At 60.5% G+C, this 18,722-nt stretch carries 17 protein-coding genes; 4 read left to right on the top strand and 13 right to left on the bottom strand.

Annotated features, from left to right (window positions below; all coding sequences use genetic code 11):
* Nucleotides 1-28: 28 nt before the first annotated feature.
* From ABRA89_RS07295 to ABRA89_RS07320, 6 genes are all read right to left on the bottom strand, one after another.
* Nucleotides 29-676, bottom strand: a complete 648-nt coding sequence (locus ABRA89_RS07295) for an SGNH/GDSL hydrolase family protein (RefSeq protein ID WP_349940789.1) — start codon at nt 674-676, stop codon at nt 29-31.
* Between the two features lie 10 nt (nt 677-686).
* On the bottom strand, nt 687-2,126 hold the full coding sequence (locus ABRA89_RS07300) for a pyruvate dehydrogenase complex dihydrolipoamide acetyltransferase (RefSeq protein WP_349940790.1): 1,440 nt from the start codon (nt 2,124-2,126) through the stop codon (nt 687-689).
* 118 nt (nt 2,127-2,244) lie between these two features.
* Nucleotides 2,245-2,745 (bottom strand): SRPBCC family protein, encoded by a 501-nt coding sequence (locus tag ABRA89_RS07305; RefSeq protein WP_349940791.1) that lies wholly within the window; start codon nt 2,743-2,745, stop codon nt 2,245-2,247.
* 5 nt (nt 2,746-2,750) lie between these two features.
* A complete protein-coding gene (locus ABRA89_RS07310; RefSeq protein ID WP_349940792.1) occupies nt 2,751-4,202 on the bottom strand; it encodes a pyruvate dehydrogenase complex E1 component subunit beta in 1,452 nt (483 codons plus the stop codon).
* A 12-nt stretch (nt 4,203-4,214) separates the two neighbouring features.
* Nucleotides 4,215-5,240, bottom strand: a complete 1,026-nt coding sequence (gene pdhA, locus ABRA89_RS07315) for a pyruvate dehydrogenase (acetyl-transferring) E1 component subunit alpha (RefSeq protein ID WP_349940917.1) — start codon at nt 5,238-5,240, stop codon at nt 4,215-4,217.
* Between the two features lie 382 nt (nt 5,241-5,622).
* On the bottom strand, nt 5,623-5,931 hold the full coding sequence (locus tag ABRA89_RS07320; RefSeq protein ID WP_349940793.1) for an FtsB family cell division protein: 309 nt from the start codon (nt 5,929-5,931) through the stop codon (nt 5,623-5,625).
* Nucleotides 5,932-6,142: 211 nt separating this feature from the next.
* On the opposite strand from ABRA89_RS07320, the gene ABRA89_RS07325 reads away from it, so the two are divergent.
* Nucleotides 6,143-7,096 carry a formate/nitrite transporter family protein gene (locus ABRA89_RS07325; RefSeq protein ID WP_349940794.1) on the top strand — a complete coding sequence of 318 codons (954 nt, stop codon included), beginning with the start codon at nt 6,143-6,145 and terminating at the stop codon, nt 7,094-7,096.
* Between the two features lie 82 nt (nt 7,097-7,178).
* On the opposite strand, the gene ABRA89_RS07330 is transcribed toward ABRA89_RS07325, so the two are convergent.
* From ABRA89_RS07330 to ABRA89_RS07345, 4 genes are all read right to left on the bottom strand, one after another.
* Complete coding sequence (locus ABRA89_RS07330) at nt 7,179-10,403, bottom strand: efflux RND transporter permease subunit (protein WP_349940795.1); 3,225 nt, start codon at nt 10,401-10,403, stop codon at nt 7,179-7,181.
* Nucleotides 10,400-11,887, bottom strand: coding sequence for an efflux RND transporter periplasmic adaptor subunit (locus tag ABRA89_RS07335; protein ID WP_349940796.1), 1,488 nt, complete (start codon nt 11,885-11,887; stop codon nt 10,400-10,402). Before ABRA89_RS07335 ends, ABRA89_RS07330 begins: the two co-directional genes overlap by 4 nt.
* A gap of 199 nt (nt 11,888-12,086) precedes the next feature.
* The gene (locus ABRA89_RS07340; RefSeq protein ID WP_349940797.1) at nt 12,087-12,494 is read right to left on the bottom strand and encodes a group I truncated hemoglobin; all 408 of its coding nucleotides are present in this window, start codon (nt 12,492-12,494) and stop codon (nt 12,087-12,089) included.
* 44 nt (nt 12,495-12,538) lie between these two features.
* The gene (locus ABRA89_RS07345) at nt 12,539-13,054 is read right to left on the bottom strand and encodes a MarR family winged helix-turn-helix transcriptional regulator (protein WP_349940798.1); all 516 of its coding nucleotides are present in this window, start codon (nt 13,052-13,054) and stop codon (nt 12,539-12,541) included.
* Nucleotides 13,055-13,270: 216 nt separating this feature from the next.
* Between ABRA89_RS07345 and fumC the strand changes: the two genes are divergently transcribed.
* Nucleotides 13,271-14,659, top strand: a complete 1,389-nt coding sequence (gene fumC / locus ABRA89_RS07350; RefSeq protein ID WP_349940799.1) for a class II fumarate hydratase — start codon at nt 13,271-13,273, stop codon at nt 14,657-14,659.
* 88 nt (nt 14,660-14,747) lie between these two features.
* Here fumC and mscL read toward each other — a convergent pair whose 3' ends face one another.
* Nucleotides 14,748-15,185, bottom strand: a complete 438-nt coding sequence (mscL, locus tag ABRA89_RS07355; RefSeq protein ID WP_349940800.1) for a large conductance mechanosensitive channel protein MscL — start codon at nt 15,183-15,185, stop codon at nt 14,748-14,750.
* Between the two features lie 148 nt (nt 15,186-15,333).
* The gene (gluQRS, locus tag ABRA89_RS07360) at nt 15,334-16,254 is read right to left on the bottom strand and encodes a tRNA glutamyl-Q(34) synthetase GluQRS (protein WP_349940801.1); all 921 of its coding nucleotides are present in this window, start codon (nt 16,252-16,254) and stop codon (nt 15,334-15,336) included.
* 74 nt (nt 16,255-16,328) lie between these two features.
* On the opposite strand from gluQRS, the gene ABRA89_RS07365 reads away from it, so the two are divergent.
* Entirely contained in the window at nt 16,329-16,985 is a 657-nt protein-coding gene (locus ABRA89_RS07365; protein ID WP_349940918.1) for a DNA-3-methyladenine glycosylase family protein, read from the top strand.
* 230 nt (nt 16,986-17,215) lie between these two features.
* Entirely contained in the window at nt 17,216-17,776 is a 561-nt protein-coding gene (locus ABRA89_RS07370; protein ID WP_349940802.1) for an HNH endonuclease, read from the top strand.
* Between the two features lie 27 nt (nt 17,777-17,803).
* Here the strand turns inward: ABRA89_RS07370 and ABRA89_RS07375 are convergent, their stop codons facing one another.
* Nucleotides 17,804-18,721 (bottom strand): cation diffusion facilitator family transporter, encoded by a 918-nt coding sequence (locus ABRA89_RS07375; RefSeq protein ID WP_349940803.1) that lies wholly within the window; start codon nt 18,719-18,721, stop codon nt 17,804-17,806.
* Between the last annotated feature and the right edge of the window lies 1 nt (nt 18,722).

Genomic DNA, 18,722 nt, shown 5'->3' on the forward strand with positions numbered 1-18,722 from the left:
GCCCTTTGATTGGCATGCCTGCCGAAACTCAGTCCTCGAGTTCAAGCAGTGTCTTGATCGGCTCGATCAGCGCCTCACCGAGCCGGCGGGTGTTCTGGGCATCGAGATGAACCCCGTCGACAGGAGAAGTCTCACAGACTTCGCCGGCGTCGAACATGGCGATCCCGTATTCCTCCGCGACCTTCGTGATCGCGGAGCGGAAGTGTATCGACTCCTCGACCGCATGGCCGAAGAGCAGCGAGAAGTCCGGCTCGGTCGTGCTGCAGAACGGCGGCGGGGCGACGAGCAGCAGCTTCGGCGGCACGTATCCCCGCTGATAGGGGAAGGTCTGGCAGATCTCGATCAGCCGTTCGAGCCCCTGCCGGGATTCAAAGACGCGTCCGCCGCCGGTATTCCGTTTGAGGTCGTTGGTTCCAAGCATGATGACGACAACGTCGAGCGGCTGATGGCTGGCGAGCAGCGTCGGCAGAATCTTCACGCCGTTGCGTTCTGCCGGAACAAGATGATCATCGAACGCCGTCGTACGCCCGTTGAGGCCCTCGCTGATCACCCGGACCTTATGGCCAAGCGCCTTGCCGACGACATTGGGCCACCGGTCGAAGAAGTCATGCCGCAGCATCGTTTCCGGGTCGTAGCCCCAGGTGAGGGAATCGCCGAAGGCGAGGACCGTTTTCATCACGCTACCGTCAGACCAGCATTCCCATCGGATTTTCGATGTACTGCTTGAATGCCGCAATCAGTTCCGCACCGAGCGCGCCGTCCACGGCGCGGTGGTCGGTCGAAAGCGTCACGGTCATCAGGGTCGCGACCTTTATCTCGCCATTCTTCACGATCGCCCGCTCCTCACCCGCGCCTACCGCCAGGATCGTCGCATGCGGCGGGTTGATAACCGCCGAGAAGTTGTTGATGCCGAACATGCCGAGGTTCGAGACCGCCGTGGTGCCGCCCTGATATTCCTGCGGCTGGAGCTTACGAGAACGGGCGCGCTTTGCGAGGTCCTTCATCTCGTTCGAGATGGTAGACAGCGTCTTCTCCTCGGCGCGGCGAATGATGGGTGTGATCAATCCGCCGTCGATGGAGACAGCGACGCCGACATCCGCGTGCTTGTGCTTGAGCATCGCCGTGTCCGTCCAGGAAACGTTGGCGGTCGGGACAGCTTTCAGAGCCAGCGCCATCGCCTTGATGACCATGTCGTTGACCGACAGCTTGTAAGCCGGCTTCTCACCGTCATCGGTCTTGGTCTTTGGCGCGGCGTCGTTGAGCTGCTTGCGAAGCGCGAGCAGCGCATCGAGTTCGCAGTCAACCGAGAGATAGAAGTGCGGAACGGTCTGCTTGGATTCGACGAGCCGCTTGGCGATCGTCTTGCGCATGCCGTCGTGCGGGATTTTCTCGTAGGAGCCTTCCTCGAACATCTTGAGGATAGCGTCGTCGCTCGGACCTTTGGCGGCCGGCGCGGCCTCGGGCTTGGCGGAGGGTGCATCCTTCGGCTTGTCGGCGCTCGCCGCCTTGCCGACACCCTTTTCTTCAGCCTTCTCGATATCGGCCTTTATCACACGGCCGTGCGGACCCGAGCCCTTGACCTGCGCGAGATCGATCCCCGCTTCCTTGGCAAGACGGCGGGCCAGCGGCGATGAGAACACGCGGTCGCCATCCTCCGTCTTCGGAGCAGGACCGGCAGATTCCGTCGCTTCCTTGATCTCGCCGCCGCCGGTGCCACCTTCGGGCCGTGCATCGCCACGCTTCGAGGTGTCCTTTGCGTCTTCCTCGCTGCCTTTCGCGGCGTTGTCGGCTTCTGGGTCGGCGGCCATCGCGCCTTCCTTATCGTCGCCGGAGGGCGCGGGATCTGAACCCCCACCAGACTTGGCGGCCTCGTCGACATCTTCGCCCTCTGCCGCGAGGATCGCGATGACGTCGTTGACCTTCACACCTTCGGTGCCGCCGGGCACGACGATCTTGGCAAGCGTGCCTTCGTCGACCGCCTCGACTTCCATGGTCGCCTTATCGGTCTCGATCTCGGCGATGATGTCGCCGGCCGAAACGCTGTCGCCCTCGGCGATCAGCCATTTGGCGAGATTGCCCTCTTCCATGGTCGGAGACAGGGCTGGCATCGTCACATTGATCGGCATGGTCGTCTCCGAAGGGTCTTATACGTCGTCTTTTTGAACCTCGGCCGCAGATTTCAGCGGCCAGAGAATTTCGAGTGGAAGCGCGCTGGTCTTTTCGGGCGTCGCGCTCTCCATCGGATCAGTGCCTTCCGCCGGAACCGTCCGGTCCGTCGCCATGGCCTTCCGCATGTGTCGCGAGATTGCCGAGATGCGCGGTCCAGCCTGCGGAATGGTCGAGCAGCAGTGTCGAGCGATCGACCTCGGGCGCCTTTTCCCAGCCTTGATGCTCGATCGTCACCTTGGTGCCGGCCTCGGTATCGTCGAGACTGACGGAGACCACGGTGTCGAAGGTCCAGTCCTCGTCGGCCCAAACCATCACGAAACCGTGGGGCGGATGAAACGATGTCACCTGCGCCTTGGTCATCCGGTTCTTCCCGGTTGGATCGACCCAGGGCTCGACAAAACGCCCGCCCTCTTTCGGCTCGAACTCGATATTGTCGTGCCACCAGGACTTCAGGCAGTTCGGCTCCGTCAGGCAACGCCAAACCGTGTTGCGGGGAGCGGCGATCTCCTTGCGGATTTCAATCCGCCCATCGCCCCGCGTGACGGTCTCTTTTTCGTTCGACGGAAGCGCGCTCATGGCGATCAATCCCGGTAGCAGACAGCCTTCACGGCATCGATCACATCCTGAACCGATGGCAGCGCAAGCTTTTCGAGATTAGCGGCGTAGGGCATCGGCACATCCTTGCCGTTGACCTTCAGAACCGGCGCATCGAGGTAGTCGAAGGCCTGCACCATGAGTTCGGACGCGATGTGCCCGCTCACCGAACACTGCGGGAAGCCTTCCTCGACGATGACGCAGCGATTGGTCTTCTTCACCGACTTGACCACGGCGGGCATATCCATCGGGCGGATCGTGCGAAGATCGATAATCTCGGCTTCGATTCCATCCTTGGCCAGCTCCTCGGCCGCCTTGATGGCATAGGTCATGCCGATCGACCAGGAAACGATCGTGACATCCGATCCCTTGCGGTGAACACGCGCCTTGCCGATCGGGACGGTCCAGTCGTCCATCTTCGGCAGGTCGAAGGACTGGCCGTAGAGGATCTCGTTTTCCAGGAAGACGACCGGATTCGGATCGCGGATCGCAGACTTCAGAAGCCCCTTGTAGTCAGCGGCCGTGTAAGGCTGGACCACCTTAAGTCCGGGTACATGGCTGTACCAAGCCGCATAGTCCTGGCTGTGCTGTGCAGCGACACGGGCCGCCGCGCCGTTCGGGCCGCGGAAGACGATGGGGCAACCCATCTGACCACCGGCCATATAGAGTGTCTTCGCCGCCGAATTGATGATCTGGTCGATCGCCTGCATGGCGAAGTTGAAGGTCATGAACTCCACGATCGGGCGCAGGCCACCGAAGGCCGCGCCGACTCCAAGGCCTGCGAAACCATGTTCGGTGATCGGCGTATCGACGATCCGGCGTGCGCCGAACTCGTCGAGTAGGCCCTGCGTGATCTTGTAGGCGCCCTGATACTCGGCAACCTCCTCGCCCATGACGAAGACGGCCTCGTCACGGCGGAGCTCCTCGGCCATCGCGTCGCGCAGAGCTTCGCGAACCGTCGTCGAGACGATTTCAACATCGTCCGGCACTTTTTGCCCGAACGGTCCATCATCTTCGATATCGGGATGGGTCTTGCCTTCGGCCGGAACCCGCCGCTCTTCCAGCGGAGTGATCTTCTTGGCGCTGCGATCCTGCGACCCGCTTTCCGCAACAGGCTCGTCGTCGATTTTCGTGGCGACTTCTTCCTTCTTGTCGCCACCGCCGGAGCCAGCTTTGTCCAGGTCGCTCTCGTCTTCGCCTTCGCCGAGCAGAATGGCGATCGGCGCGTTCACCTTCACGTTTTCAGTACCGGCATCCACGAGGATCTTGCCGAGCTTGCCCTCATCGACCGCCTCGACCTCCATGGTCGCCTTGTCGGTCTCAATTTCGGCGATGATATCGCCGGCCTCGACCATATCGCCGACGTTCTTCACCCACTTGGCGAGGGTGCCCTCTTCCATGGTGGGGGAGAGGGCGGGCATCAAAATTTCGGTCGGCATCGCCGTCCTCCCTTATTCGGCAGCCTGGGGAATTTCCTCGGCATAGACATCGGTCCAGAGCTCGCTCGGATCCGGCTCGGGTTCGTTCTGGGCGAAGTCGGCCGCGTCGGCGACGATCTCCCGAACTTCCTTGTCGATCTCCTTGACCTCGTCTTCCGACATGTTGTGGTTTTCAGTCAGCCGCTTCTTCACCTGCTCGATCGGATCGGACTCGGAGCGCATTTTCTGCACTTCGTCGCGCGAGCGGTATTTCGCTGGATCGGACATGGAGTGGCCGCGATAGCGATAGGTCATCATTTCAAGGATGATCGGCCCCTCGCCCGAGCGGCAGTGCTCGACAGCCATGTCACCAGCCGCCTTCACGGCGCGCACATCCATGCCGTCGACCTGGATGCCGGGGATCTTGAAGGACAGGCCGCGGTGGGAGAAATCCGTCTCGGCGGATGCGCGGGAGACGGACGTACCCATGGCGTAGCGGTTGTTTTCGATTACGTAGATCGCCGGCAGCTTCCAGAGCGAGGCCATGTTGAAGCTCTCGTAGACCTGCCCCTGATTCGCGGCGCCATCGCCGAAATAGGTGATCGAGACAGCATCCGTGCCGTTGTATTTGTTGGCGAAGGCGAGACCCGAGCCGATTGGCACCTGAGCTCCGACAATGCCATGACCGCCGTAGAACTTCTTCTCTTTCGAGAACATGTGCATCGAGCCGCCCTTGCCCTTCGAGTAGCCCGAACGGCGCCCCGTAAGCTCGGCCATGACACCGCGCGCTTCCATTCCGGTCGCCAGCATGTGCCCGTGGTCGCGATAGCCGGTGACGACCTGATCGCCCTCCTTCATCGACATCTGCATGCCGACGACCACCGCTTCCTGACCGATATAGAGATGGCAGAAACCACCGATAAAGCCCATGCCATAGAGCTGGCCGGCCTTCTCCTCGAAGCGGCGGATCAGCAGCATGTCGCGATAGGCGCGAAGTTCTTCGTCTTTGGAGAAGTCCGACGGTTCCGGTGTCGAGAACTCCTCCAGCGTGCGGACGATTTCCTTGCCGGACTCGGTGTCGACCGTTTTCTGATTGTCGGTCGATTTCGCCCTGCTCGTTCTGGACGATGCCGACTTGGTCGACGACGCCGATTTGGACGAGCGGGACGAGGACGTACTTTTACGAGCCGCCATGGTGCCTCCATACGCTGAGCCGATCACTCGGTGTACGGCTGACTATAGACAGGTTGAAGGCCGCTTCAAGCGGACGAATTTTCTTTAACCGTATAAAGGTTTACGCTGCAATGCAGCAATAATTGAACTAAAAACGGGTTAAACATGCGACGCTGTCTTATTTGCTTAAGAGAGCGGAACGACAGCATCGTGCTGGAAGGTTTGAAGACCGGCCCGTGTGGCAGGACTAGTTTTGCAGCGCAAAATCTTATTTCAGAATGACGATTTCGTCTTCGGCAACCATGTTCAGCGCCCACCGCGCACGTTCGTCCAGCATGTCGCGTTCAAGTGTTCCGGGGCTCAAAAGCTCGACTCGCTGCGCGAGAGCCGTCCGCTCCCGTTCGAGGCTCGCAAGCTCCGCCTTCTTCACATTGAGCCGCCGCTCCAGCTCGGCCTTGGAGGTCAGGCCGTATTCACCGGTCTGCACGTGAATCGCAAAATAAGCGAGCACGGCAGCGGAAAGTGAGGGAATGATCAGCCGGATCAGCCGGCTTCGCTTGGTCTGAATCGTGCGCATCGAAACTCTCCTCGAACCGATCAAATCGCACGAACTGCGTTAACAGACGGTTCAGATGCAAACCGTCCGGCCTGCTCGCGCGATGATCGCTCTCATCGCTCTCATCGCGCGACGATCACGTTTTCGGCAGCGACGTGATGCCTGGTCTTCCGGCGCTACTTAACCTTGAGAGAACAACCGTCGGAACCGCCGCTGAATTCAGGGACTTGGGATGAGCGAAAACAACAGGACGAATCGTGACAGGGACGATGAGGAACTACTCAAGAGAGACCCTGACGAATCTCTTCTCAATGCGCCCGACGAGGGGCGGACGCTCCGCGACTATTTTTCCTTCGAAGAAGTCTTCGCACGCGTGCTGTCTTCGGCCGATCATGAGCTCGATGTCAGCAACCGCTATCTGTTCTGGAGCGCGCTCGGCGCAGGCGGCGCGATTGGCCTCACCTTTCTCGCGCGCGTAATCCTTACTGAAACGGCCGGCGAGGAAACCCCAGGGTTCCTCGGCAATCTCATGTATCCGGTCGGCTTCCTGATCATCGTGCTCGGCCGCTATCAGCTGTTCACGGAAAACACGCTAACCCCTGTGGTTCTGGTCCTGACAAAACTGACCAGCATCGCGAGCCTTTTGCGGCTTTGGATCATCGTGCTCCTGGGCAATCTCGTGGGCGCATTGGCCGTCGCCGCGCTCATCGCATATGTGGACGTTCTCACGGTCCAGCGCGTTGCGAAGGCGATCGAGATCGGGCGGCATGCCTATGAAACCGAATGGCTGACGATCGCGGCCCGTGCACTCATCGCGGGTTGGATCGTCGCAGCCATGGTCTGGCTTGTCCATGCCGCACGGGACACGGTCTCCCGGATGATGGTCGTCTTCATCCTCATGTATTTCCTCGGGATCTGCGGCTTCTTCCACGTCATCACGTCCTCGGTCGAGGTATTCTTCCTGGCCTTCCGGACAGATATCTCGTTCTTCGCGTTGTTCCCGAACTTCGTGGCGCCCGTGCTGATCGGAAACACAGTTGGCGGTGTGATCTTCGTCGCAGTCCTCAACTACGCACAGTTCGCAGAGCACAGGGAGTCGAAACTGTTCGAGCCCTATGGCGAGCCTCTGAGCTACAAGGACTGGATTTTCGGGAGCAAAAGCACCTCGAAGGTTCGTAGCGCCTGAACGGGCCACAACGGAGAAAATTTAAAAAGCCGCCGCTCTCGATCGCGAGAACGGCGGCTTTTTCGTTTTCGATGAGAGAGCCTTATTCGGCAGGTTGTGGTTCTCCGCTTTGCCCCGCATCCGACTTGTTCGATCTTCGATGCCAGGGCATCGAAGCCTGTCCGACAGCTCCGCCCTCTTCCACGTCGTCTTTGCCCTCTCGCCCCCAAAGCTTGCCGCTCCGGCCTTCTGAAATCCGCTGCACCAGCGCATAAAGCGCCGGGACGATAAAGATGCCGAGGAAGGTGGCCGCCAGCATCCCGCCGATCGCCGTGACTCCGATGGCATTGCGGCCAGCCGCCCCTGCCCCGGTCGCGAGCGCAAGCGGAATAATGCCGAGAATGAAAGCGAGTGCCGTCATCAGCACGGCACGCAGACGCAGGCGCGCGCCCTTGATAGCCGCTTCGGTGATCGGCAGGCCATCATCCTGTTGGAATCGCGCGAATTCGACGATCAGGATCGCGTTCTTGGACGCCAGACCGATCAGCATCACGATCCCGATTTGCGAGTAGATGTTCGAGGTGTAGCCGAAGAAGAAGAGCGATGCCGCCGCTCCCGCCGCTGCAATGAACAGCGACATCATCACCGCCAGGGGCAGCAGCCAGCTCTCATACTGACCGACGAGGAAGAGATAGGCGAAAACGAAAGCCAGCGTGAAGGCGAGGTAGGTCACGTTCCCCGCCTGCTGCTCCTGATAGGAGGTGCCGGCGAACTGATAGCTGTAGCCATCGGGCAGAGTTTCGGCCGCGACCTGCTCCAGCGCCTGAAGCGCGGCGCCTGAAGAGAATCCTGGCGAGGGGTTTCCTGACACTTCAGCGGCCAGATAGAGATTGAACCGCGGTACGGCATAGGGCCCGAACTCGTTTCGGACGGTTACGACCGTGCGGATCGGCACCATCTCCCCGGCGCGGTTCTTGGCGTAGATGTCGAGGATGTCGTCCTCGTCCGCCCTTGCTTCCGCCTCGGCCTGGAGCCGAACCTGGAAGACGCGACCGTTATAGTTGAACTGGTTGACGAACACCTCTCCGAGCGTGCCGCCAACAGCCTCGTAGATCGAGGCAACCGTTAGTCCGAGCGTTTCGGCGCGGTCGCGGTCGATCTCGAGAAAGAGGCTCGGCACGTTGGCCGAGAAGGTGGTTCGCGCGCCGGCAATCTCCGGCCGCTGGTTGGCGGCGCCGACGAAGGCTCGGGCGACCTGCGCCATCTCGGCCGGGTCCTGCCCCTGTTGCGCCAGAAGTTCAAAGGTGAAGCCGCCGACGGAACCGATCCCAGGTATAGGCGGTGGCGGAAAGGCAGCGATCGTCGCGCCGGGGATCTGCGAGAACTTGCCCGACAATTCGCCGAGGATCGTGAAGAGGTCGCGCCGCTCGCCCCAAACCTTCAGGCCGATGATCCCGACACCACCCGCCGGCCGCTGCGCCGATTGCAGCAAGCTGTAGCCGGCTGCCGTCGTGAAGGTCTCCACACCTTCCGTGTTGCGGATGATCTCGGAAACCTGATCGAGCACTTCGTCGGTTCGCTGCAAGGACGCCGCATCGGGAAGCGAAACGTCGAACAGGATCGCGCCCTGATCTTCCGTTGGAATGAGAGCACTCGGCAGACTGAGGAAGGAGAATGCGGCAAGCCCCACCGCTCCTGCGAGGATAGCAAGAGCAAGGAGAACCCGCCGCACAAGAAAACCGACGACAGACGCATAGAACCGCGTCACCGCCTCCAGCCCTCGAGAGAACAGCCGCAAGGGCGCCCAGCTCTTTCGCGGCGGTCGCAGGAAAATTGCGGCAAGCGCTGGCGTCAATGTCAGCGCGACCAGAGACGACAACAGAAGCGAGATCGAGAGGGTGACGCCGAATTGCTTGTAAAGCTGACCGGACAGACCCGGCAGGAACGTCGTCGGCAGGAACACCGCGAGGAGAACGAGTGTCGTGGAGATGATCGGCCCCGTGACCTCGCTCATGGCTTTATGAGCTGCTTCCCTCGGCCCAAGCTTTTCCTGGACCATCACGCGCTGGCAGTTCTCTACGACCAGAATGGCGTCGTCGACGACGAGGCCGATCGCCAGGATCAGCGCGAGCAGCGTGATGACGTTGACGGTAAAACCTACGGCCAGAAGAAACGCGAACGTCCCGACGAGCGATACCGGTATCGCCAGCGCAGGAACCAGCGTCGCACGCCAGTCCTGAAGAAAAACGTAGACCACCACGACCACGATCGCCGCGACGAGGAAAAGCGAGAAGATGATCTCTTCGATCGTCGCACTCACATATTCCGTTGAGTCGTAGACAATGTCGTATTCGAGGCCATCCGGGAAGGATTGGGACAGCCGGTCGAGCTCTTCCTGCACGGCGGTGACGGTCGCGAGCGCGTTTGCGCCAGGCGCCTGGTTCACCTGCACGAGTTGGGATGGAAGGCCCTCCGCCGAATACGAGTTGACCGAATAGTTCTGCGCGCCGAGCTCCACCCGTGCGACGTCTCTGACCCTCACCAGCGCACCGTTGGATTGGGCGCGGATCACGATATCGGCAAAGTCTTCCGCCTCGGAGAGACGGCCCTCAGAGGTCACGGTGTAGACCGTCGCCTGTCCCTCGGGTGCGGGAGAGCCACCGACGATGCCCACCGAAGCAACGGTGTTCGCCGCCTGAATCGCCGCCGTGATATCGGAGGGCGAGATGTCCAGCGCAGCCATCTTGTCCGGATCCGTCCATATCCGCATGGCGTAATCGGCCGGCCCCAACGGCGAGGCATTTCCGACGCCCTGCACACGCGAGAGCGCAGGTGTGATGTTCGTCGAGACATATGCGCCGAGTTCGATCGAACTCAGCGCTTCCGGGTTCGAGGAAAAGAAGCTCATCGCCAGCAGGAAGTTCGGCGACTGCGCCTGCACCGTCACGCCCTGGCGCGCCACATCGGTCGGCAATTGCGAGGTCGCGAGCTGCACACGGTTCGAGACGTTCACTTGCGCGATGTCGGGATCGGTGCCGATCTCGAAGGTGATCGAGAGATTATACTGGCCGGCATTGGTGGAGGTCGAGGACATGTAGATCATGTTCTCGACGCCGTTGATCGCCTCCTCCAAAGGGGCGGCTATAGAGTCGGCCACGGTCTGCGCCGAAGCACCGGGATAGCTCGCCGAAACGCTGACCGTCGGCGGCGCGACGTTCGGAAACTGCGTGACCGGCATGACGAAGGTCGACAGAGCGCCCGCGATGACGAGAACGACGGAGACCACCGTCGCGAGACGCGGGCGACGGATAAACGTGTCGGAGATCATTGGCTGTTATCCGCCTCGGAGCCTGAGCCGTTCGAAGCCGAAGCGCTTTCGCTTTCGCTTTCGTCTTCCCCTTCTCCACCAGAAGACGCGGCTTCACCCCCTTCCGATCCGGCCACGCCTGCAGACCCGCCAGAGCCGGTTGATCCATCCTCGAAATTCGGCGTGACCTTCGCCCAATCTTCGAGGTTCTGAACGCCCTGCACGACAACCAGATCGCCGGCCTCGACGCCGCTCGAAATAGCGGCACTTCCCCGCATCTGCTTGCCTATCTGCACCGGCTGACGACGAACCGTGTCGTCTTCGTCGTCAAGAAGGAAAAGATAGCGACCCTCCCGGCTGAGCTGCAGGGCAGTCATGGGAGCGACCGGAAGACGAGGCGGCTCGCGCTCGGTGGCGAGAAGCGTCACGTTCTCGTTCGGAAGAAGCCGCCCGTCCGGGTTGGGGAAGCGAACGCGCACTTCGATCGTGCCGGTCGACTCGTCAACCGTGTTGCTGACGAAAGCGAAATCGCCGTCGCCCTGCAGCTGCTCATCGTTCGGAAGCTTGAGGCTGAGGCGGTAATTGTCCGCGGAATCGCCAGCATCGCCCTCTCCTCCTCCAACACGGCGGAGCGTCGAGATGCGCTCCTCGCCGATCGGAAACGTACCCCAGATCGGATCGAGCTGAACGATGTTTGCAAGCGTGCCGCTGGCGGCAGAGACAAAATTGCCCTTGGTGATCATGGGTGCGGAGATGACGCCGTCGATCGGGGCTTCGATTGAGGTGTAATCGAGATTGAGCTGTGCTTGCCTCACATCCGCCTGGGCCTGAAGGCGTGAAGCCTCAGCCGATTCGAACGTCGCGCGCGCATTGTCGAGTTCTGCTTGCGGGATGGTTCCGGAATCAATCAGTTCTTCGGCGCGTTGCAAAGCCCGCTCCGCTTCCGCGAGTTGGGCCTCCGCGCCGGCAAGTTGCGCCTCGGCGGAATCGAGCGAGGCCTGATACTGGTCATCCTCGATCTTGAAAAGCCGGTCCCCGACCGAGACCTCGTCGCCGCCCTCGAAGAAAACCTCTTCTATGAAGCCGTTGACGCGAGCCTGCAGCGTCACGTTTTCGATCGCCTCGATCCGGCCGATGAATTCAAATTCATCGCCGACCGATTGAAGCTCGGCCCGCGTCACCACGACGGCTGGAGGCGGCTGCGATCCCTGCCCGTCGCCGGGTCCGCCACCGCCGCTTCCGCCGCCCGATGCCGACTGCCCGGATTGTTCCGAAGACGATCCAAGAAACGAAAGCCAGTCCGGGAGTTCGATCTCGCCGATCAAAGGCAGGTCGAGGGTCGAGCGCTGGCTTTCGGTGTTCGATCCTCCGCCCTGACCTCCACCGGACTGGGCAATAGCGGATTCCTGAAAACCGGCGGCAACGGCCAATATCAGAAAGGCGATGGCAACAGCGCGCCGGACTTGCGTTCTTCTGGCTTCGGCGGCACCACCGATTTTCCGCATATTATCGTCCCTTTTCCATCCGCGCACGACCTTCCGGTAGCGGGATGGTAGGGCATGGGATATGTCCGTGCACCGCGCTCAGAACACAAAACCCCGTGTTTACGGTGAGCTGGAAGTCCATTTCGCGCTCATACTCATGAAAAACCCGCGCCTTCATGGGATGGCGCGGGTTCTCACCATGTCGAAATGTCGCGCTTACTCAGGCAGCCTGATTTTCGGGAGCGACAACCATGGAGCGATAACTTTCGATGATCGCCATGAACTCCTCGCGCTCCTGTTTGGGAACGCCGACCTGGTAGAGCGTCTGCTTGATCGTGGTGTAGACGTTGTCGAATTCGTCCTGATCGACCTTCAGGTGGGCATGGCTTTCGCGCATGTCACGGCCCGGATAGATCTTCGGGCCACCGGTTTCCTGGATAGACCAAGCCGTCACGAGAAACTTGAAGCCAGCCTCGCCACCCTGTTCGTGAAAGTGACGAACCGCCGGATTCTTGTTGGCGCTTTCGTTGGTGTAGAGCCGGTTTACCAGATCGTCGACCGCTCCGGAAATTCCATAGATGCCGCCAAGACGCTCGAAGAGCGACTTGTTCTCATTCGTATTCGACATGATCTCCTCCCCTGTCGTCGAAATCTTGAACTGCCGGCTCTTTTCTAGTCTTCTTTCTTGTCGGGGCCATGCAACAAATCGCCCTTTTCCATGCCCGCGACAATTCGCTTGAGGTCATGAAGGAGGGGGCCATGGCGCTCGGAATCGAGCACGATATTGCACGCGACCGCCTGCTGAATGATCGAGGCCTCCTTTTCCATTTCGGCACCGCGATCGGTCAGATGGATCATCGAAGTCCGACGGTCCGTTTCGGACGGCACACGCGAAACGAGTTCGATCTTTTCTAGGCGATCGACGAGCGGCGTGATCGCGTTGGGAGCAAGATCGAGTCGCCGTGCGACATCGACGATACGCATCGCGCCTTCGTCCCATAGCGCCATCATGACCAGGTATTGTGGATAGGTGAGTCCGATCTTCTGGAGAAGCGGACGGTATGACCGAATGATCGCATTGGTCGCATTGTACAAGGCGAAACAGAGCGCATCATCGAGCCGGATGCGATCCGCGAATTCCTTGTCGGACTGATCATCGTCGAATGGAGAAGCCGCAGTATCGATCATAGTAATCCATATACGCCATGCGTGAGGCTAGTCGACGTAGCTCACAAAAAACTCATGCGTTCGTGCGCTTAGACCTATTTTTGCCTCGCAGTAAAGGAACCGGCCGCCATTCTCGGCAGGCCGACGGGACTTGGGCTCTTTTCCGCAGGCCATGGCAGCGTTATGGCAGACCGGATGAATGACGGCGAAAAGCCGGCGAGACAGGAAAGATAACCGATGAGCACCAGGACAGAAACCGACTCGATCGGCGCGATCGAAGTTGAATCCGATCGCTATTGGGGCGCCCAGACCGAGCGTTCGCGCAACAATTTCAAGATCGGGGGTGACCGGCAACCAATGCCGCTCATCGTCGCGCTCGCGACCGTCAAGAAGGCGGCGGCGCGCGTCAATAACGCCAAGGGCAAGCTCGACAAAGAACTCGCCGATCTGATCGACAAAGCGGCGGACGAGATCATTGCCGGCAAGCTCGACGAGCATTTTCCGCTCGTCGTCTGGCAGACGGGCTCGGGCACGCAGACCAACATGAACGTCAACGAGGTGATCTCGAACCGGGCGATCGAGATGGCCGGCGGCACGATGGGCTCCAAGAAGCCGGTCCATCCGAACGACCACGTCAATATGAGCCAATCCTCGAACGATGTGTTCCCGACGGCCATGCATGTCGCGACCGTTGTCGAGACCAAGGCACGGCTCATGCCTGCGCTCGACCGGCTGCATACCTCCCTTGCCAAGAAGGCCGAGAAATACAAGGACATCATCAAGATCGGCCGCACCCATACGCAGGATGCAACGCCGGTCACGCTCGGCCAGGAATTCTCCGGCTATGCGATGGCGCTTGAGCTTGCGAAAAAACGCGTATCCGATGCTCTCGACGGCGTTCTGGCGCTTGCCCAAGGCGGCACGGCGGTCGGCACCGGGCTCAACGCGCCGGTCGGCTTCGACACCGCGATCGCCGAAGAGGTGGCCAATCTCACCGGCCATCCATTCCGCACGGCCGAAAACAAGTTCGAGGCGCTCGCCTCGCATGGCGCCCTTACCTTCTTCCACGGTTCGCTGAATACGCTCGCCGCCGATCTCATGAAAATCGCGAACGACATCCGGTTCCTCGGCTCGGGTCCGCGTTCGGGTCTCGGTGAGCTGAGCCTGCCGGCAAACGAGCCGGGCTCCTCGATCATGCCGGGCAAGGTCAATCCGACACAGGCGGAAGCCCTGACCATGGTCGCGACGGAAGTCTTCGGCCACGAGACGACCGTGACTGTCGCAGCGAGCCAGGGCCATTTCGAGCTCAATGTCTTCAAACCGGTGATCGCGAATGCCGTCCTTTCCTCGATCCGGCTTCTCGCCGACGGCATGGAGAGCTTCGCCGAGCATTGCGTCGACGGCATCGAAGCGAATGAAGAGCGCATCAAGAGCCTGATGGAGCAGTCGCTGATGCTCGTGACGGCACTTGCGCCCACGATCGGCTACGACAACGCCGCGAACATCGCCAAGACCGCGCACAAGAACGGCACCACCCTGCGCGACGAAGCGATCGCCTCCGGGCTCGTCTCGGCCGAGGATTACGACCGGATCGTCGATCCCTCGACGATGATCTCGCCGCGCTGAAGCTCTACGACTAAAAAGGACGGACAGGGCTCTTGCCCTGCCCGCTTTTTGACGATCGCCTTTTCAGGCGGCTCGGCTGGACCGAACTTCAAACCTTAGGGCTCGAACTCGATTGCTTTGCCAGGAGGTCGCGGATCTCTTCGAGAAGCGCCTCGTTGCGCGGCACTTCCGCGACCTCCGCCGGCTTTGCTTCTTCCTTACGCTTCATCCTGTTCATGCCTTTGACCACCATGAACAGGATGAAAGCGACGATGAGGAAGTTGATGGCAAGGGTTATGAAGTTGCCATAGGCAAGCACCGGCCCTTGTTCGCGTGCCGCATCGAGAGCGGTCGCCGTGACACCTGATTCGAGCGCGACGAACTTATTGGTGAAGTCGACGCCGCCGGTGATCGTCGCAACGATCGGCATGAAGAGGTCCTGCACGACGGAATTGACCAAGCCGGAGAACGCCGCGCCGATGATGATACCGATCGCCAGATCGACCATATTGCCCTTGAGGGCGAATTCCTTGAACTCCTTGAGCACCGCCTTCGTCCATATCGTTGTTTGAACAAGCTTATCGAGATGTCCGATTTAGCCTGTTCCCATGGCACGGTCACTACGGGCTTTCGACGCCGGTCAAAGAAGGCATTCGAGAGGATCGCCCGGTCTGAAAAACGGTGTGGCGGGCTCGTCAGACGACGCCTTCGAGACCGATCATTTTCACGATATCTTCCCGCTTGCAGCCGGCTGCCCGAAGCGCACGGATGGAAGTATCGCCAGCACTCTTCGAGAGCTTCCGCCCGTCCTCACCGAAGATCAGGTCGTGGTGATGATAGCGCGGCGCCGGAAAGCCGAGCAGCGTCTGAAGCAGTCGGTGAACACTCGTGGAATGAAAGAGATCGCGCCCCCGCACCACGTCCGTCACCTGCTGAAGCGCATCGTCGACGGTGACCGCGAGATGATAGCTGGTGGGAACGTCTCGGCGCGCCAAAATGACATCGCCCCAGATCTTCGGATCGGCCGGTATCACACCGCATTCCGCGTCCGGTCCCTCGCCCCATTCAAGCCAGTCGAGGTCCGCGACATGCGCCATGGCGGCCTCCATATCGAGCCTCCAAGCGTAGCGTTCACCGGCGGCCATTCGTCTTTGGCGCTCCTCTTCCGGCATCGCTCGATCAAGGCCGGGATAGAGCGGCGCACCATCTGGATCACGCGGCCAGTCGCTACCTTCTTCCTCTCTATATCGCTCCGCGTGGCGACGAATTTCGCCGCGTGTCATGAAGGCGGGATAAATCAGCGAGGCATCGCGCAGTGTTTCGAGCGCGGCGGCATATTCGTTAAAATGATCCGACTGCCGCCTGCGGCTTTCATCCCAGTCGACACCGAGAAAGTGCAAATCCTCGACGATCTGTTCCTCATAGGCCAGACTACAGCGGGTTAGATCGATGTCTTCGAGACGCAGAAGGAACTTGCCGTGGTTTTCCCGGGCCATCCGGTGATTGATCAGCGCGGAATAGGCATGGCCAAGATGAAGCTCACCATTGGGGCTCGGCGCGAAGCGAAAAACGGGGGTCGAATGATCCAACTCCCATGCTCCCGCCCCGATATCCATGCCGTGGTTCGATTCTCTTGTCGCCGCTCGTCAGCCCCTCATAACGAAGGATCGCAAGCGAAGGAATGGACGTGATGGACAGTTCTGTCGCCCCCATCGCCACCGAGGATGACATTGCCCGCGAACTTGAAGCGCTGGCTTCGCTCGATCCGCGACTAGTACCGATCATAGAGGCTGCTGGCGAAGTTCCGCTTAGACGACAGACCGAAGGCCTGCGCGGTCTCTGCGCCATCGTCGTCGCCCAGCAGGTGTCGAAGGCAAGCGCCGAGGCGATCTTCTCGAGGTTTGAGAACGAGGCCGATCTCGACGATCATCAGGCCATCCTCGCGCTAGACGACGAAGCCTATAGACGAGCCGGTCTTTCGCGGCCCAAGCAGGCGACGATCAGAGAACTCGCCCGTGCCCGGAATGAAGGCGAACTCGATTTCTCGCGCCTTGCTTCAGCCAATGGCGAAGATGCGATCGCAGAACTCGTAAAGCTCAAAGGCATCGGTGTCTGGACGGCGGAATGCTACCTGCTCTTTTCGGTCGGCCATCGTGACATCTTTCCCGCCGGCGACCTCGCGCTTCAGGTCGCTGTCGCTTTGGCATTCGGCATGGAGGAGCGACCGAAGCCGAAGCATCTCGCAGAGATCGCGAAGGTCTGGGTGCCACATCGCTCGACGGCGGCCAGGCTCTTCTGGGCCTATTACGCGGCTTGCACGAGGCGAGACGCGGCGCCTGCGGCATGACGTTTCAGGCCCTGTTGCAACGTCTTTCCACAGCCGCTGAACGGCTCGCTCACCGGTTATCCACAGCTTCTCAACGGACCCTTTTGGCAATCGCGCCGGCCAGCTTCGTCTTGGACCTTCGGCCAAACCGCCGCACTGCCCGTGCATAAGGCTTCACAAAGCTGTCGTGTTGGCGCACGATAAACGACAGTGGCCCGCCACTGGGCCTCGATGAGAAGAGGAGTTTGTCGGTGACGATCGGCGTCCCTAACGATTTATCTCCGGCGCTCGTCCTTAACGCAGACTACCGACCACTGAGCTATTATCCGCTTTCGCTCTGGTCGTGGCAGGACGCGATCAAGGCGGTGTTTCTGGATCGGGTGACCATCGTAGCGGAATACGACCGCGCGGTTCACAGCCCGACAGCATCCATGCGGCTGCCCTCGGTGGTTTGCCTAAAAAGCTACGTGAAGCCAGCGCGCAACCCGGCTTTCACCCGGTTCAACGTGTTCCTGCGCGACCGTTTCCAGTGCCAGTATTGCGGCTCGCACAACGACCTCACCTTCGATCACGTGATCCCGCGCTCGAAAGGCGGTCTGACGACCTGGGAAAACGTTGTCGCGGCCTGCTCACCGTGCAACCTCAAAAAGGGCGGCGTGATGCCGAAGGCAGCGGGGATGTTTCCTTCGCAAAAGCCCTACCAGCCGACGGTGCACGATCTCCACAACAACGGTCGCCTGTTCCCGCCGAACTATCTGCACGAGAGCTGGCTCGACTATCTCTATTGGGATTCCGAACTCGATCCGGAATGAGTCCTTGTTACCCGGCGCGAGAAGCCTTCAGACGACTGGAACGCCGGTAATCTGGGCTTCTTCTTCCGGTTCCACGTGAATCTGAATACGCGCCGTCGGAAATGCCTCGGCCAATGCATCCTCGATCCGGTCGCAGATGACATGCGAGTCGCCCACGGTCATCTTGCTCGGCACGACGAGGTGAAACTCGATAAAGATTATGCGGCCCGAAAGGCGCGTGCGCAAATCGTGCACTTCGATCGCGCCATCGGCGTTGGTCGAGACGACTTCACGAACCCGCACCTCTTCTTCCGGCGCCATCGCCTGATCCATCAGGCCGGACAGCGAGTTGGAGACGACCGCATAGCCCTCGCGCAGGATATTGAGCGCGACGAACGCCGCGAGTACCGGGTCGAGCAACGGAATATTGGTCCAGGTCGCAATGACGAGGCCTGCCAAGACGCCGACGGATGTCACGACATCGGTCATCAGATGCTTGCCGTCCGCTGCGAACGCCGGTGAGCGTCGTCGGCGCGCGAGGCGCAGAAGATAGATCGCCCAGCCAAAATTGATGACCGTCGCGACACCGTTGATGGCAAGTCCGATTGCCGGCATGTCGAGCGCTCGCGGCTCCTGGAAGGCATCCCAGGACTCGACGAGAATGAGGATCGCTGCAAGCGCGATCAGAACGCCCTCGATCACGGCCGAGAAATATTCTGCCTTGCTGTGACCGAAGTGGTGGTCGTCGTCCGCAGGCTTGTAGGAGATCGTGATCGCCCAGAGCGCGACCAGTCCTGCGACCACGTTGACGATTGACTCCATCGCATCGGAGAACAGCGCCACCGATCCAGTGACATGGTATGCGGCGTATTTGATCGCCAGCACGACGATCGCGATGGCAACCGAAGCCATCGCGATCCGCTTTGCCAGCGAACCGCCTTCTTCGATCGGTCTTGTTTCCGACATT

Origin of the sequence: Fulvimarina thalattae (genome assembly GCF_040239565.1) — a bacterium.
Taxonomy (GTDB): domain Bacteria; phylum Pseudomonadota; class Alphaproteobacteria; order Rhizobiales; family Rhizobiaceae; genus Fulvimarina.